A 16,067-nucleotide genomic window follows, 5' to 3' on the forward strand; every position below is an offset into this window, starting at 1 on the left:
GATCCCCCTTCCGTCCCCCTTATAGATCCCCCTTCCGTCCCCCTTATAGATCCCCCTTCCGTCCCCCTTATAGATCCCCCTTCCGTCCCCCTTATAGATCCCCCTTCCGTCCCCCTTAAAAAGGGGGAGACCAGGGGATGCTTCGCGTTTTTTGCACGGGGGAGACCAGGGGATGCTTCGCGTTTTTTGCACGGGGGAGACCAGAGGATGCGAGAGCTTTTTTTGCAAGGGGGAGACCAGAGGATGCGAGAGCTTTTTTTGCATGGAGGGAATGGAGAGGGGAGCAAGAAAAGACTTAATTATGATTATTTCCCCTTCTCTATCCCCCCCTTTCAAAGGGGGGTTAGGGGGGATGGAGAAAAGGTTAGGGGATGAGGGTGAAATTTTGAGTTTCACGGCATATAATTTTCACTTAACGCGCTGAAGAGTCTGGTATGGCACATAAATGTGTAGGGGCGGGTTTCACTACTCTCTTTTCGGTTGCACCCAGATGTAACTAAACCCGCCCCGATTCGTCGGTTTCGTGAGTGTATTTAACAAATCAGATCACCGTAAGGGTACACAACCCAAAAGGTTACCAATGTGGATTTTTCACCTTAAGTAAAACCAAAGCTTCATGAATTTCCCCTACCCTTGTTTATATCCGTAGTACCAACGACTCGTCCTATCCCCCACATTTCTTACCGTATGAGATTCTTTTGCCGGAATCAGCACTTCCTCTCCGACTTGGGGACGAAATGTTTTCCCTTGAAAGGATAACTCAATGTCTCCTTCTAAAAGGATGATAAGTTCATCGGTATCGTGGACATAATCTGCCCACACCTGTCCCGGTGAATCCGTCCAAATCCCACAACTAAAGCCTCGGTTTTGCCAGTCGTTTTTAACGGTAGAATAGTCCATGGTGAACTGAAACAGCTAAAATTGTCGAATAGATTGAGTTCGTAGTGAGGGCTTTAGCCCTCTCAAGCTAGGCGTTAAAGCACTCTTCGTGCTTACTACAAACAAAGCCCTATTTTAGTTGTGCCAAGCCAGTAGGTTGGGTTGACGCCAGGAAACCAAACCAAAGATAGGGACTAAGGTTCCCTACTACAAGCCTTACAGGATGGGCTATTCGACAGAAACGGATTTCACATCTACCGTAGCTTCCGGCGTCGTACTGGTTTCTTCCGTGACGATTCCCGCTTGGCGAGATTTAACCAAATCAATCAACCACTGCGACATCTCAGACACCAGCAGCGTCAGCACGACGACATCATCAATTTGTCCGACAATTGGAATAAAGTCTGGGGCGATATCAATGGGACTAAACACGTAAAGGAGAGTCCCTAAGACTATCCACCAACGGTATTTAGGATTGCGAACCGCGTTACGATACCAGTTATATATGGATTGGATTGAAAAATTATTCATCAGTTTTCCCCGACAGCTACCTTTCATCTTGCCAAATTCATCCCGGAACCTCTATGGGGATAACCCACCTGTTCAGGTGCAGAACTTACACCTACTGACGTGAGGGGGAGAGTTTGATGGGACTGGGATTTGAATGTGGAGTATGTCACCGTTGTCGTAGCGTGACACACCGACGTGCATTGGTGTCAACTTAAGATAGAAAAGCAATGCTGGTAAGCCTTTCACCCTCATCCCCTAACCCCAACTCTATCCCCCCTAACCCCAACTCTATCCCCCCTAACCCCCCTTTGAAAGGGGGGCTAGGGGGGATGGAGAGGGGCTGGGGGTGAGGGGGTTGAGCTTAAGTTGACACCAATGACGCGACCTGCGCCCTTTTACCGTACCGACGTGCGTCCAATGTAACCGTAAAATCCATCCCATCATTTTAGCTGTGCCACGGCAGTAGTAGACTGACCCCAACGAACTCTAGGGCTAAAGAACTTTAGGGCTAAGGTTCCCTACTACAAGCCGGAGCGATCGCACATGCCTAACCTGTAAGCACATTTTGTGCAAAAATTTAGGTTGAATGGTACTGAAATTTTGGCTGGTGGGCATTGCCCACCCTACGATATATCAAGAGTTTCGGCGATTCAAAAATCACGCTTTTCAGTGCCATTTAATTTAAGGTGAGTAGCGAGCAAGATGCTCGCACTACAAGAATTTTGCCACTATTGACAATAACAATTGATTGAATGTTTTCTTTCCCATCTCCCAGACGCTTCAAAAGCGCGTCTCTACACCCCTTAACCGAACCGTATTGAGACAGTTGCCAAATCGCCACCCGTCTCTCCCGAATCCCGCGCTCTAGCCGCGAAAATTAATCAACCTCTTTGCAAGCGGCGAGAAATCCCTAGAATTGGAGTGGCTTGCATTTTAGCAAAGACAATTATACTTAGCAATCAAGGGAGGTTGAGAACCGATATGGATATTGTTGCGGTTATTGAAAAGGGCGGAATCGCCATGTGGCCCCTGTTAGGGCTTTCGATCCTAGCAGTGGGGACAATTTTTGAACGTCTCTGGTTTTGGGCGGGAATCCTCTTGAAACAAGAGGAAATCGTCAATCGGGTACTGGATGCAGCCGCTCAAAACTGGCAGGTGGCTAGAGAAATCGCGATGAAATCGCGGCGACAACCCGTGGGACGATATTTATATGCTCCCTTACGCCTGATCAACCCAGAACCGGAATTATTCCGCTTAGCCTTAGAGGGGGCGGCTGATGATGAGTTAGCGGCGATGCGGCGCGGCGATAAGCTATTAGAAGCGGTGATTGCGCTGTCTCCTCTGTTGGGATTACTGGGAACGGTACTCGGTTTAATTAACTCTTTAGGCTCAATTACCATTGATCAACTAGGTACAGCCTCCACCGCTGGGGTAACGTTGGGAATCGGCGAAGCGCTGATTAGTACCGCGACAGGACTGATTATTGCGATTACCAGTTTGGCATTTTATCGACTGTTTCAAGCCTTTTGGTTTAACCAAGTCAAAATATTCCGTAAAGCGGGGACGGAGTTGGAATTACTGTATCGCCAAGATTGGTTACAAGCCGAAGATAGTGATCAAGTGATGAATGATACCCTCCAAGACCATACCATTAACGTTTACCAAGAGAGTTTTGAAGTACCCCAACCCCGCACTTCTCTTCCCAAACCCCGATCCAAGCAGAAGCAGCCGCCAAAGCAGGATGCTCAGGTTTTACCGGCACAACCCGATCGCACTCCCGTCGCCAATGCTAAAACAAACCAAGACGATCCGCTTTCCCCAGACAATCCTCAAGTCCCCCAAAGCGATCGCACTCCCGTCGCCAATGCTAAAACAAACCAAGACGATCAGATTTCCCCAGACAATCCTCAAGTTCCCCAAAGCGATCGCACTCCTGTCTCCAACCCTCAAGGAAAGCCAGAAAATTAATTTTCCCGATATCCTTAGTGCTGCTTGGCTTCAAATTCCCACCCGTTAATGTATAGACAAAAAAGCAGACATCCTAAACAAGTGCAGCCCTGGAGCCTTCTTTGACCTTTTGCAACCCAAGACGATGACAACACTACCCCAGCACCGGACGAAAAAAAAACCTGCCGCTTCCTTCCCCACACTAACCCGCCCTTTAAACTTGCGGATGGATGCCCCAACTGAAGAAGTTCGGATTGAGATCGTACCGCTAATTGATGTTATTTTCTGTATCCTGACCTTCTTTATCCTGGCAGCCGTGGGTCTATCCCGCCAACAAGCCATTAATGTTGATTTACCCAAGGCGAGTACCGGAACTGCCCAAGGACGGCAGATTCTGATGATCAGTTTGGATGAATTGGGGCAAGTATATGTAGAAAAAAATCCGGTGATTACCCAAGAGCAGTTTATTCAACAACTCCAAGCTTACAAGCAACAAAATCCCCAGGGCGTGTTTGTCCTCTACGCCTCGCCCAATGCCATGTATAACGAAGTTGTACAAGTCTTGGATTTGCTGCGGGAAGTCGGGGGCGATCGCGTGGCGCTAGCCAATTCACCTGGACAATCGCCGCAAATTCCGGGGACGAATCCCCTTTCTCCCTCAACTGGAGTCCCGGAATTTAACCCTAATCCTGGACAAATACCAGTTAATCCTGATGGCACATTTAACCCCAATTTTCCGCCTCAATTTCCGGGGGTTCCGGGTCAACCTCAATTTGGATCACCCCCGACGAATCCCGGTACGTTACCACCTTCTCCTGGACAATTCCCCATCAACCCCGGTGGTTCTGTTCCACCCAATTTTGGCACACCGACGTCACCGCAGCCGCAAGGGGAATAAGTCATGTTTTTGTGTAGAGACGTGCCATGGCACGTCTGTTCTGTAGGGGCTCTTTTCACTATTATCATTGATCACCTCATCCCAGATGGGACTAAACCCGCCCGATTAAGGCGCAGATAGAGAGAATTGATGATAAAGTTTTCTCAAAACCTGCCCCGACTACGTGAGAGAGTGTTAAGTGACTTATGACCGATAAATCCAGTGCCGGATATCGAATCGAACGCGATTCTATGGGGGAACGGCAAATCCCTAACGATGCCTACTACGGGATTCAAACCCTACGGGCAATCGAAAACTTCCCTATCAGCGGGATTAAGCCTTTACCCACCTACATAGACGCCTGTGTGCTGATCAAAAAAGCCACCGCGATCGCGAATGGTAATCTGGGCTGTATTCCCCAAGATATTAGCCAAGGGATTATCCAAGCGGCTGATGAAGTTCTCAAAGGACAATGGCGGGATCAATTTGTCGTCGATATTTACCAAGCAGGCGCCGGTACATCCCACCACATGAATATTAATGAGGTGCTGGCAAATCGGGCATTAGAAATCCTGGGAGATGAGAAGGGTAACTATAAGCGGGTTAGCCCAAATGACCATGTAAACTATGGGCAATCCACTAATGATGTTATCCCCACGGCGATTAGAATCGGGGCGCTGTTGGCTTTAGAACATACCTTGTATCCGGCACTATCTGATGCGATTACCGCCCTGGATAACAAAGGGGATGAATTCCAAGATGTGGTCAAATCCGGCAGAACCCATCTGCAAGACGCTGTACCGGTGCGCCTGGGAGAAGAATTTCGGGCGTGGGCGCAAATTCTCACGGATCATACCAATCGGATTGAACAAGCATCAGAAGATTTAATGGTACTGGGATTAGGCGGAAGTGCGGCGGGAACGGGATTAAACACCCATCCCGACTATCGCCATCAGGTTGCCCAAATTCTTGCCCAACTCATTGATCAACCCCTCAAATCTGCCCCCCATCTCATGGCGGCGATGCAGAGTATGGCACCGTTTGTTAATGTATCTGGCAGTTTACGGAATTTGGCACAGGATTTAGTCAAAATTTCCCATGACTTGCGGTTAATGGATTCGGGTCCGAAAACCGGATTCAAGGAAATTCAACTTCCCCCCGTGCAACCGGGATCATCGATTATGCCGGGAAAATACAACCCAGTTATGGCGGAAATGACCTCTATGGTATGCTTTCAGGTGATGGGCTATGATAGTGCGATCGCCTTAGCTGCTCAAGCAGGTCAATTGGAGTTGAATGTGATGATGCCGCTGATTGCCTATAACCTAATTCACAGTATTGAAATTTTAGGCAATACCCTATCTGCCCTAACTCAAAAGTGTCTAGCCGGAATTACAGCCAGACGCGATCGCTGTTTGGACTATGCTGAAGGGAGTCTGGCTTTAGTTACCGCCCTCAATCCCCACATCGGCTATCTTAACGCGGCGGCTATCGCCAAGGAATCTCTGGAAACAGGCAAATCCCTGCGACAAATTGTCCTCGACAAAGGCTTGATGAGTGCTGAGGACTTAGCCAAGGTACTCGATCTTGATAAAATGAGTGCTTTGTTCCCGAACCAATGACAAAGGACAAAGGACAAACCATGGAAAGTCAAGATAGTTTTACTCAACTCACCTTTCATTACATCAATGGCGAAACCGAATCCTTTGATATTCCCGTGACGCCAGAAGCTTTTAGCGAACAACTTGCTGATTTTCTTAGTCAACCTTGGTTAACCCTACATCTGTTCGATCAAACCGTGATCATCCTGACGAGTCAAATTGTCAAAGTGGAAGTGACACCGCAGATTCCTCAACTCCAAGGGGAGGGTGTCTTATCGGATTGTCAACGAGTCACGGCTCTGTCCCGTGGTGCTAAAGTCTAAGATAAACTAAAGCTATTTCATGACACTTATGTCTAGCGTTAGTTTAATTCGGGCAGATTCCTATAACCGACAGCCATTGAGAACCGCCGTAGAAACCTTGCTGGAAGCATTGGGCGGGATTAGGGCATTTGTCAAAGTGGGCGATCGCGTTCTCCTTAAGCCAAATCTTCTCACTGCTGGACGTCCGGGTAAGGAATGTATTACTCGCCCCGAACTTGTCTACGCTGTCGCCGAGTTAGTCAAGGAAGCTGGGGGTCAACCTTTTCTCGGTGATAGTCCCGCCTTTGGTACAGCTAAAGGAGTGGCGCTGGCAAATGGCTATTTGCCGATGATGGATGAACTGAATATCCCCATCGTCGAATTCCATGGTCAGCGTTATCAAACGGTTAGTCATACCTTTAATCACCTGCGCCTGTGCAAAGAAGCAATGGATGCTGATGTGGTGATTAATTTACCCAAGCTTAAATCTCACACCCAGTTAACCCTGACTCTGGGGGTTAAAAACCTATTTGGCTGCGTCCCTGGTAAAATGAAAGCCTGGTGGCATGCAGAAGCAGGTAAGGATGCCTTACGGTTTGGCGAAATGTTAGTGGAAACGGCGCGGGCAATTAATCCCAACTTGACGATTCTGGATGGGATTGTAGGTCATCAAGGTAATGGACCGAGTGGTGGTGAACCCCGACGCTTGGATATGCTAGCCGCCTCGGCTGATGTATTTGCTTTGGATCAGGCGGTAGTCAACTTACTCAATGTCGAACCCCTGCAAGTACCGACTGTAGCCGCCGCGATGAAATTAGGATTAAGTCCAAATCTGGATACCCTGGAATTTCCCCACCTGCATCCCGCCGATTTAAAGGTACTCGACTGGAAGCTACCGGATCGGTTAATGCCCATTGATTTTGGTATGCCCCGCCTAATGCGCTCCACATTTAAGCATTTTTACATCCGGTGGATCAAAGAGCCAATAAGTGTTTATGCTCAGCGGTAGTATAATCATTTTTGGATTGTTAGTGAGCAAAATCTAACATTCAAAACTCAAAGAAGGAATTATTTGGTAAACATTGTTACAACCTCTACCCAAGGAGGGAACGTATGCTGATACTACCCTCCGATTGCTTAATTCCACCGCCTAGTGTTAGAGGCGGTTTTTTGTATTTTCTGTCTGCAATTAGGTACTAGAGCGTCAGTTCAGTAATAGCAGGTCGTGGTTATGTACAGTGCCCTCGAAGGTCATGAAGGGTCAATTGTAGGGATTCCCTTTAGGTAGAAGTTGGCTTACTTACCGATAAATGAAGGGCAAAATTCGCCCTTATTCATAAGTAATAACAGGGAAGTATAGGTAGCGAATGTTACCTCATGTAGAGGATTTCAGTAGATGATTTGATGAAACTGACTGGTATTCTAGAACTCGCGTCAATCTATCTAAGGTCAGTTGATTTGGCAAAACCGATGTCCTTATTAATAAAGTGTAAGATTTCATTGAAATTGTTTACAGAAAAACAATCCTTGAACCAAAAAATTGTTAGAATATAGGATGTAGGGTCTTGAATTTGACCCGGTCTCAGATAAAATTTCAATTGACTCAAGTTCTGATTAAAACTTCATTTATGGAATCAAGTGGCTCGTCAGCCAACTCTTCTGACCCCTATCCTCATAGATGGGCTGAGATTATCGGTACGGTAATGGCGTTTTTGACTCTGACCTTACCTTTCTTAGCCATTGCTTACTACTCTTCTAGCAGCCTTGATGTTTTGCCGACAACACCTTACTCGCTGCCGAGATCAGAAACAGCTAACTGGAAAAACTTATGAACTGAAGTTCCCCTTGGACAAATTGCTACACTGTATGCCCTCAAGGGGAGAAGAAAGCTAAAAAGCAGACTGGCTTTAGGATGTGGAGAAAATCCTGTTCCTTCTTGTTGCCTTACCTTGGGTAATTTAATAGAGCACCTAAACTCACCAGTGCAGTTGACTCAAAATGTACCGCAAACGGTCATAATCATCTTTGAGTAAAACACTGAGGGTTCGCCCTGCTTGAACTAACCAGTCGCGATCGCCCTTGCGAATTTGATAGATATCTCGGATCGCCGCAGCCGTTAGGGCTTCCACTGGCGCTCCATTTACTAATAGGAGTGTACGCAGAAAATCCAACTTTTCGCTAAAGTAAATGATCTCATCGGGCTGGCATTGATAGACAGCCTGATGAATTTGCGGCGGACGGGGAGGCAGATATTGATAAGCCCGTCCCCTAGGGGGTTGGTCACCATTGTTTCCCTCTCTGGGCGGTATAAACCCAACAATCGCCGCACGAAACTCAGTTTTAAGCATGGCAAAAATTTGCGGCTGTTGCTCCCGCAATTCTGCCAGTGACAATCCCAACGCGACAGCCCGGTGAACTGAATCAATCGGGCTAGTTGTAGCGTGGTAAACTACCGCCATAACCTGATTGCCAGATTCTTCATCAACGGATTTGACCCAACTTCCAAAGGGTGGCATTACCGGAAAGCTCAAATCCTCTGGCTCTAAACATTGTGCCAGAAATTCTGTGGTTGCCGTTTCAATGACTTCGGCAATGTGATTATCAGGGCGTTCTCCAGCCGTAAACTGGGGTAAAGGAAGACGCATCTTTTAGTCCTTTGTCTTTTGTCCTTTGTCTTTCGTCATTTGTCACCCTTGACAAAATCTGCTGCTCCATTGGTCATTTTTTGTTATTTTCTGATATGGGGCGGCTCAATGAAATGTGAACAGACAGTAAGATGAAAGCGGGAACAGAAGAGAAATCAAACCACCTTTTTCTGTATTCAAAAAGCATCTATCTTTGTTCCCGGTTCATTTTCATTCGCTATAACAGGTCAACGGTTACAGTTTGTTTTTATTTTTTGCCTTGAGGATTCACCTCTTCGAGTTCCGATAAATTGAACGTGACAATTTTATCCCAGTTTCCACCTTCAAACAGCACACCCGCTTTTCCATCACCGATGCGCTGGACTATCCCTTCAAATTTGTAGTAAGTGTCCTCACCGTTAATGACGCGAACAATTGAGCCAGGAAGAATCATCTGTTTTCACCCATAAATCTCTTCTCTTAGCTTACTATAAATTGCTGGTTTATAATTAAGCTAATTTCTTACCATTGATATTAGTCAGTGCGGTTCGTCTTTTGTTACAGACTATTGGTAGATCACAAATGAAAATGACAAATGGCTAAAACTTCAATCGGTGTCGGTGATTGGCAACCGATTCCACTAATCCAATTCCTAAAAAGTTTGCCAATAATGCCGATCGCCCATAACTTAACAATGGCAGGGGAATCCCGGTAATGGGGGCTAAACCAATATTCATGCCGATGTTCACGACAGTTTGAAACACAATCATCGATAGCACACCAATCGCCAAGAGTGAACCAAAGTTATCCTTGGCATTTTGGGCGATAATCACTAATCGTAAACACAACAGCCAAAAGGTAAATAGAACGCACAAACAGCCGATAAACCCGAGTTCTTCACCAATGGCAGAAAAGATAAAGTCCGTATGCTGTTCAGGAATAAACTGGAGTTGGGTTTGTGTCCCCTGATACAGTCCTCGCCCTGTGAGTTGACCTGCGCCAATTGCAATTCGAGACTGAATCAAGTGATATCCTCCGCCTAAGGGATCTTTATCCGGATCTAGGAAAAGAATCAGTCGGTTTTTTTGATAGTCTTGGAGCAACCCCCACAATAAGTTTCCCAATCCCCCCGAAATCGCGTTGCCAACCAATGCCCCAATCCCACCAAATAGGGGCCACGGTAAGGTACGCCAACCAATCAATGCCATTGCAGCTACCCAAACAAACCACCCGGGCAAAAACACATTAAACATGATCGCGGAGACAATGGGAGACACGAGTAGGATTAGCCATCCCGGATTAGCATTTCCCCAATAGAGCATCCCCATCGTAATCGCACCAAATACTAATGATGTTCCCAAGTTTGGCTCTAAAAATACAAATAGCCAAGGAACCGCCGCAATGGCTAAGACTCGAAAGACTGCATTTAATGTTGAAGCCGGTTGCCAGTGGATAATCGCAGCCAGGGTGATAATCAAACCCAGTTTGGCAAATTCCGACGGTTGAACGTGAAAGCCGAGGATATTCAGCCACCGTTGTGCGCCATTTGCCGTCGTCCCCATAATCATCACCGCAAACAACGAGATATTCGTCATCGCATAAACCATCCAATGCCATTGGAGTAAGATTTCGTAACGCGATCGCGCGATGAGTAGACATAAACTTAAGCCAATACCCCCAATGATCCAGTGCCACCACCAATCGGTTAGCCCTTCATTAAATTCGGCACTGCGAATCATCACCCCACCTAGGAAGGTGAGAGCAATGCTGACAAATAATAGCTGCCAGTCTAATTCCTGCCATCGGCTGAGGAACATAAGCCAGCGCATTTGGGTACGGTTCAATGACTTTTGGAACATAATCGTTGGGGAATGCGATTGAGGTTTAGAGCAATTAGCGCTCTTCAGATGTAAGGGTCAGGAATTTCTCAAAAAGATTTTGGATAATCCCTGATCAAATCCTAGGCTATCTGAAAATAGGGGAGAATAGATTGCTGAATAGGGAAGAAGGCTTTCCCTTGTACTCCTACTTTTTCTACTGGGAATTCAACCAACTATCAACGGTGGCTAAGGGCAGCAACAGATACTTTCGCCGCAATACTTTTAGCGATCGCGATTAGCGCTTGGGCTGATGGGGACTCCGGTTCAGCCACGACAATAGGTAAGCCGCGATCGCCGCCTTGTCGCAGGGTAATTTCTAGGGGAATACATCCCAGCAAGGGTATCCCTAATTCCTGAGAAGTTTTTTCGCCGCCACCTGAGCCAAACAGATCATATTGGCGATCAGGCAGATCGGGTGGAATAAAATAACTCATGTTCTCGACAATGCCCAATACCGGAACGCCCAATTGCTGGAACATCTTCAAACCGCGACGGGAGTCCAACAGAGCAACATTTTGCGGCGTTGTCACAATCACTGCCCCAGCCATAGGTACCGCTTGGGCTAAGGTCAACTGAGCATCCCCAGTTCCCGGTGGCATGTCCACAATCAGATAATCTAATTCTCCCCAATTCACCTGGTACAGAAACTGGCGAATGATACCATTTAACATCGGTCCGCGCCAAATTACTGGCTGATCGGGGTCAATCAGAAATGCCATCGATACCAATTTAACCCCGTGATTAAAAGCGGGTTCGAGTACCTCTCCCTGAGGACCCTGTTGAACCATAACCTTGGCATCCGCTAATCCTAGCATCGCAGCGGTATTGGGTCCATAAATATCAGCATCAATCAAACCCACCTTGGCTCCTGTCTGGGCAAGGGCAACGGCTACATTCACAGCCACAGTACTTTTGCCCACACCGCCCTTACCACTGGAAATAGCGACCAGATTTTTGACACCATCAATTCCTTGGCGATCGGGTAAAGATTTCTGCTGCGGTGTCTCGGCTGTCACATCTACCACAACCTCTTCCACATCCGGAAGCTGCTTCACCGCCTTTTGGCAATCCTCCACAATAAACTCCCGCAATGGACAGGCGGGTGTGGTTAACACGAGTGTAAAGCTAACCGTCCCGCCGTCGATTTTAACATTGCGGATCATATTCAATTCCACCAAACTCTTTTGGAGTTCAGGGTCTTGCACAGGGCGTAGTACGTCTAAGACTGAATGGATATCAACCATAATCAGGACAAGTTCCTAGGGTGACAATGTGCCGGGACAAACATCTTCATTAACCTTAATATCTTAATAGGTTACGGCTGATTACTCATTCCTCACCCTGTCAAAGAATTTCCTCACTCAAAACTCAAAATTTGCTCAAAGAACCGCTCCCTGTTCTGCCGCTTGAGCCAATTCAGCAGCGACACGGGCAGCATAGGGGCGAATAAACCACCACAGCAAGGGGGATAGCCATCCCCGCATTGTCACCGAAAAGGATACGTAAGTCCCACACAAGCCTGACTCCACCCGATAAGTCACTCGATTTTCTACCCCCGGAATGGCTAACATCCGGACGCTGATTAATTCACCGGGCAATACCCGTTCGACAAAAACTTCCACAGGAATAGGCATTAAGCGCGTCACCACCTGGTAAATTAAACCGGGCTTAGGGATTAATCCTCTGGGCGCATTAGTGCTACAGAGCAGAGGATTCCAGGAGACATCTGCCAAATTGATTAATTTTTGCCAAAGAACGTCCACTGGAGCCTGACTGAGGGCGCGATAAGTCCGAAAGAGGGAAAACTTGCACCAAAGACCATCTTGACCAGCGATTAACTTAAAAGAAAAATTTAGGATCACAACACGCCTCCTATCGCGACGCTTCAGCAATGTTTATCATAGTTCGGCAAGCCACGGTTCTGATGAGCGATCAAACCAATGACGTCTTTCCCGGTTAGCACAGTTGCGGTAGACAGCACAATCAAGCCTTCACTCTATTGTCTAGCAATTAGTTTGGATAGTTGACAGCACAAACCTGTAAAATAAACGCTGGAACCCTTAAAATAGCCTTCAGGTTTGGGTAATACTGTATTACTACTATTGAAATTATGACCGCAACTCAGATACCGACAACAAATCCGAATCCTTCGTTACCTGCCACTGACTCTAGGGATAGAGTGAAGCAGTTCATGCAGCAGCTTCAAGACACTATTTGTGAATCCTTGGCAGAACTTGATGGTGCGGGTCAGTTCCAGGAAGATTCTTGGCAGCGAGAAGAAGGAGGCGGGGGTCGTTCTCGTGTCATCCGGGATGGCGCTGTCTTTGAACAGGGGGGTGTTAATTTTTCTGAAGTGTGGGGGACTCAGCTTCCGCCCTCGATTTTAACCCAACGTCCAGAAGCCGCAGGTCATGGATTTTATGCCACGGGTACATCCATGGTTCTGCATCCACGCAATCCCTATATCCCCACGGTTCACTTAAATTATCGTTACTTTGAAGCCGGACCGGTTTGGTGGTTTGGTGGAGGAGCAGATTTAACGCCATACTACCCCTTTGCTGAAGATGCGGCTCATTTCCATCAAACGCTAAAAACAGCCTGTGATCAGCATCACTCAGAGTACTATCCCGTATTCAAGCGCTGGTGTGATGAATATTTTTATCTCAAACACCGTCAAGAAACACGAGGCGTTGGCGGACTGTTTTTTGATTATCAAGACGGAAGCGGGGAATTGTATAAAGGTCCCCACCCAGAAAAAGCAGCAGCCATCTACAGCAAGGAACTGGGGGCGTTACCATCCCGAACCTGGGAACAACTGTTTGCCTGGGTGCAGGAGTGCGGTAAGGCGTTTTTGCCTGCTTATGTGCCAATTGTCGAGCGGCGGCGGGGTATGGACTATGGCGAAAGCGAACGCAACTTCCAGCTTTATCGTCGGGGGCGGTATGTTGAGTTTAACCTAGTTTATGACCGGGGAACGATCTTTGGCTTGCAAACGAACGGACGCACCGAATCGATTCTCATGTCTCTCCCTCCCTTGGTACGTTGGGAATATGGCTACCAACCCGAACCGAATACACCAGAGGCTGAACTTTATGAAATCTTTCTCAAACCTCAAGATTGGGTAAACTGGACTCCTTCGACCTAATCTAACCATCTGCGTTAAACTACGGGATAAGTAGCATAGGTTGCCAAATTAAGTTACTTGTTGTTTCAACAATTCGCCCAACACCTAAGTAACGGAATTGATACCCAAACCCTTTATGGCTCCTCTTGTGATGTCAAGGGGAGCTACTGCTGCTCAAGGAGGTCTTTTCAACAACCCTGACTTACTTTGTTGAAGTCAGGGATTGTCGAACAAACGACACTCTCCGACTTACTTCGCTGAAGTCGGAGTCTCACGCGAGGTAAACGATGATTCATATTGATCAAAAAACACACACAACCAAAGATGGTACAACGGTTATTGTTTTGGCGCCAATTGGACGTCTCGACATCACCACAGCTTGGCAATTTCGCCTGAAATTACAAGAATGTATTTCCAAACTCAGCCGCCATGTGGTGGTTAATCTCAGTCAGGTTAACTTTATTGACAGTTCTGGTTTAACCTCTCTAGTCGCTGGTATGCGAGATGCCGATAAGGTAAAAGGTAGCTTTCGCATCTGTAATGTCCATCCCGAAGCCAAACTGGTGTTTGAAGTCACGATGATGGACTCCGTGTTTGAAATTTTTGAAACGGAGCAAGAAGCTTTGGAAGGTGTACCCCGGAGTATGGCAACCTGAAGAAAGGGATTCATGTTCATTAAATTGGCAGTTCAGCCGTGAAGTCTTGACGTTTTGTGAATCGAAATGGGCCAAGCAAGGCTCCCCAGGTGGCTTTTCCGGTACTGGGATCGATGCCTTTATCGTAGCTACGAAATTCATCGGCTGTTGCTTCAAAGCCTAGGGAGATTTGGTAATTATTGCCCTGATAAGTAAAGCAACAAGGGTGATCACTGGCTGAAGTGGTACTAAATTCGTAATTATTTAAACTAATTTGGTGCATCTGCACGTTCAGACGGCAATCGGGTAAAAGGGTAATATCTTCGGGGGTAAGCTGCTGCAACAATTCGGGATGGCAACCTGCACCGCGAACGGTTTCTGGCTTTTTTATCTGATAATACTGTACCTGTAACCCAGTGGAGGGTTGGTCGCTTTGATACAGCCGGAAAATCCGTTGACGGTAGGGGCGGTTGAGGTTAGTAATCGGTGCTTGTTCGGCAAAGAGGGTGAGGCTGTCTTCGCTAAACAAGGGGATAGGGCGTTGCCAGAGGTGTAAATGAACATACCAGACGGGTTCAGCCAACGCCTGTTGTTGGTTGTCAAATTCACCAGCCATGTAGCTTGCCAGGCTGATCAGTTCTGGCGGTAGAGTCATAAGTCGAGGGTTCACATTAACAGCTTGACACTCCCCGCCCTATAAGTGCGGGGATTCTTTGTTCAACGACTCAGCTTGCCTTGACAGGATTTCTCCAATCAAAGTAGAGGTCGAATCTCCCAAAGCGTTCGGATTTAACATCACTGTTCCGACGTGACCCGCCGTACACCATCCTAACTTCAGAATATTGATAGCAGCATTCCAGTCGCGGTCTAAAACACATCCACATCGACAAACATGAGTCCTGGTGGATAGAGACTTCTTGAGTGTTGTGCCGCAGTTAGAGCATTGCTGGGAAGTATAGGCAGGATTAACCGCAATGGTTATTTTGCCTTTCTTTACCCCAAAATATTCCAACCATTTTCTGAACTGATACCAACCTGCATCATTAATTGATTTGGCTAAACAATGATTCTTGACCAAGTTTTTAATCCTCAAATCTTCATAGGCAACCAAATCGTTAGATTGGATTACGCAACGTGCCACTCTCTTGGCATGTTCTTCACGTTGCCTACTTATATTGAGGTGAAATCGCCCTAATCGATTAATAGCTTTCCTTCTGTTGGTAGAGCCTTTCTTTTTGCGTGAAACTCGTCTTTGAAGGAATCTTAGACGCTTCTCACCTTCTCGGTAAAATCGGGGATTAGGTTATTGATAGCCGTTACTATCGGTATAGAACTCTTTGAGTCCTACATCCAAACCAATAGCTTTCCCTGTCGGCTGACTCTCTACTTTGTTCTCGGCATTGACCAAGAATTGAACGTAGTAGCCATCAGCGCGACGGACTAGCCGCACCCGCTTTATCTGAGTGAGTTGATAGAAGTTTAAGTCCCACGTTCCTTTGAGCTTGAGCTTACCAATTCCTTTTTTATCCGTGAAGGTTATTTGTTTTCGAGTCTCAGAAAGTTTCCAGCCGCTAGTTTTGTATTCAACTGAACGGCAGTTTTTCTTAAACTGTGGATAGCCTTTTTTGCCAGGAATCTGCTTTTTGCAATTGTTGTAGAATCGAGCAATTGATGAATAAGCCCTTTCT

General features: G+C 46.9%; 16 protein-coding genes and 2 pseudogenes. 8 read left to right on the top strand and 10 right to left on the bottom strand.

The window, feature by feature from the left end:
- Positions 1-627 precede the first annotated feature (627 nt).
- The 3 genes from RIM23_RS28410 to RIM23_RS28420 form a co-directional block, all read right to left on the bottom strand.
- The gene (locus tag RIM23_RS28410; protein ID WP_446371542.1) at positions 628-900 is read right to left on the bottom strand and encodes a cupin domain-containing protein; all 273 of its coding nucleotides are present in this window, start codon (positions 898-900) and stop codon (positions 628-630) included.
- Between the two features lie 207 nt (positions 901-1,107).
- Positions 1,108-1,410, bottom strand: a complete 303-nt coding sequence (locus tag RIM23_RS28415; protein ID WP_446349619.1) for a YkvA family protein — start codon at positions 1,408-1,410, stop codon at positions 1,108-1,110.
- A 655-nt stretch (positions 1,411-2,065) separates the two neighbouring features.
- Positions 2,066-2,230, bottom strand: a complete 165-nt coding sequence (locus RIM23_RS28420) for a hypothetical protein (RefSeq protein WP_446371544.1) — start codon at positions 2,228-2,230, stop codon at positions 2,066-2,068.
- Positions 2,231-2,370: 140 nt separating this feature from the next.
- Here RIM23_RS28420 and RIM23_RS28425 point away from each other — a divergent pair.
- From RIM23_RS28425 to RIM23_RS28450, 6 genes and pseudogenes are all read left to right on the top strand, one after another.
- A pseudogene (locus RIM23_RS28425) lies at positions 2,371-3,030 on the top strand (MotA/TolQ/ExbB proton channel family protein); the annotation flags it as partial.
- A gap of 451 nt (positions 3,031-3,481) precedes the next feature.
- Positions 3,482-4,234, top strand: a complete 753-nt coding sequence (locus RIM23_RS28430) for a biopolymer transporter ExbD (protein ID WP_446371546.1) — start codon at positions 3,482-3,484, stop codon at positions 4,232-4,234.
- 185 nt (positions 4,235-4,419) lie between these two features.
- Positions 4,420-5,835 (top strand): aspartate ammonia-lyase, encoded by a 1,416-nt coding sequence (locus RIM23_RS28435; RefSeq protein ID WP_446371548.1) that lies wholly within the window; start codon positions 4,420-4,422, stop codon positions 5,833-5,835.
- Positions 5,832-6,137 carry a hypothetical protein gene (locus RIM23_RS28440; protein WP_446371550.1) on the top strand — a complete coding sequence of 102 codons (306 nt, stop codon included), beginning with the start codon at positions 5,832-5,834 and terminating at the stop codon, positions 6,135-6,137. Before RIM23_RS28435 ends, RIM23_RS28440 begins: the two co-directional genes overlap by 4 nt.
- Before the next feature lie 28 nt (positions 6,138-6,165).
- A complete protein-coding gene (locus RIM23_RS28445) occupies positions 6,166-7,125 on the top strand; it encodes a DUF362 domain-containing protein (RefSeq protein ID WP_446371552.1) in 960 nt (319 codons plus the stop codon).
- A 589-nt stretch (positions 7,126-7,714) separates the two neighbouring features.
- Entirely contained in the window at positions 7,715-7,948 is a 234-nt protein-coding gene (locus tag RIM23_RS28450) for a hypothetical protein (RefSeq protein ID WP_446371554.1), read from the top strand.
- A gap of 144 nt (positions 7,949-8,092) precedes the next feature.
- Here RIM23_RS28450 and RIM23_RS28455 read toward each other — a convergent pair whose 3' ends face one another.
- The 5 genes from RIM23_RS28455 to RIM23_RS28475 all read right to left on the bottom strand — a co-directional run bounded on the left by RIM23_RS28455 (position 8,093) and on the right by RIM23_RS28475 (position 12,482).
- Positions 8,093-8,761 (bottom strand): HAS-barrel domain-containing protein, encoded by a 669-nt coding sequence (locus RIM23_RS28455; protein WP_446371556.1) that lies wholly within the window; start codon positions 8,759-8,761, stop codon positions 8,093-8,095.
- Positions 8,762-9,008: 247 nt separating this feature from the next.
- Positions 9,009-9,194 (bottom strand): NAD(P)H dehydrogenase subunit NdhS, encoded by a 186-nt coding sequence (locus RIM23_RS28460; RefSeq protein ID WP_446337880.1) that lies wholly within the window; start codon positions 9,192-9,194, stop codon positions 9,009-9,011.
- Between the two features lie 145 nt (positions 9,195-9,339).
- The gene (gene rodA / locus RIM23_RS28465) at positions 9,340-10,599 is read right to left on the bottom strand and encodes a rod shape-determining protein RodA (protein ID WP_446371558.1); all 1,260 of its coding nucleotides are present in this window, start codon (positions 10,597-10,599) and stop codon (positions 9,340-9,342) included.
- Between the two features lie 197 nt (positions 10,600-10,796).
- Positions 10,797-11,864, bottom strand: coding sequence for an Mrp/NBP35 family ATP-binding protein (locus RIM23_RS28470; protein ID WP_446361224.1), 1,068 nt, complete (start codon positions 11,862-11,864; stop codon positions 10,797-10,799).
- A 135-nt stretch (positions 11,865-11,999) separates the two neighbouring features.
- Entirely contained in the window at positions 12,000-12,482 is a 483-nt protein-coding gene (locus RIM23_RS28475; RefSeq protein WP_446371560.1) for an SRPBCC family protein, read from the bottom strand.
- 248 nt (positions 12,483-12,730) lie between these two features.
- On the opposite strand from RIM23_RS28475, the gene hemF reads away from it, so the two are divergent.
- The gene (hemF, locus tag RIM23_RS28480) at positions 12,731-13,765 is read left to right on the top strand and encodes an oxygen-dependent coproporphyrinogen oxidase (protein ID WP_446371561.1); all 1,035 of its coding nucleotides are present in this window, start codon (positions 12,731-12,733) and stop codon (positions 13,763-13,765) included.
- Positions 13,766-14,031: 266 nt separating this feature from the next.
- Positions 14,032-14,400, top strand: a complete 369-nt coding sequence (locus RIM23_RS28485) for an STAS domain-containing protein (RefSeq protein WP_006101536.1) — start codon at positions 14,032-14,034, stop codon at positions 14,398-14,400.
- A gap of 19 nt (positions 14,401-14,419) precedes the next feature.
- On the opposite strand, the gene RIM23_RS28490 is transcribed toward RIM23_RS28485, so the two are convergent.
- Both RIM23_RS28490 and RIM23_RS28495 read right to left on the bottom strand, forming a co-directional pair.
- Positions 14,420-15,034: a CpcT/CpeT family chromophore lyase gene (locus RIM23_RS28490; protein ID WP_446371563.1), complete on the bottom strand. Its 615-nt coding sequence runs from the start codon at positions 15,032-15,034 to the stop codon at positions 14,420-14,422.
- Between the two features lie 39 nt (positions 15,035-15,073).
- Positions 15,074-16,067 (bottom strand): annotated as a pseudogene (locus RIM23_RS28495) (RNA-guided endonuclease InsQ/TnpB family protein); the annotation flags it as partial.

This window comes from Coleofasciculus sp. G3-WIS-01 (assembly GCF_040223135.1).
Taxonomy (GTDB): domain Bacteria; phylum Cyanobacteriota; class Cyanobacteriia; order Cyanobacteriales; family Coleofasciculaceae; genus Coleofasciculus.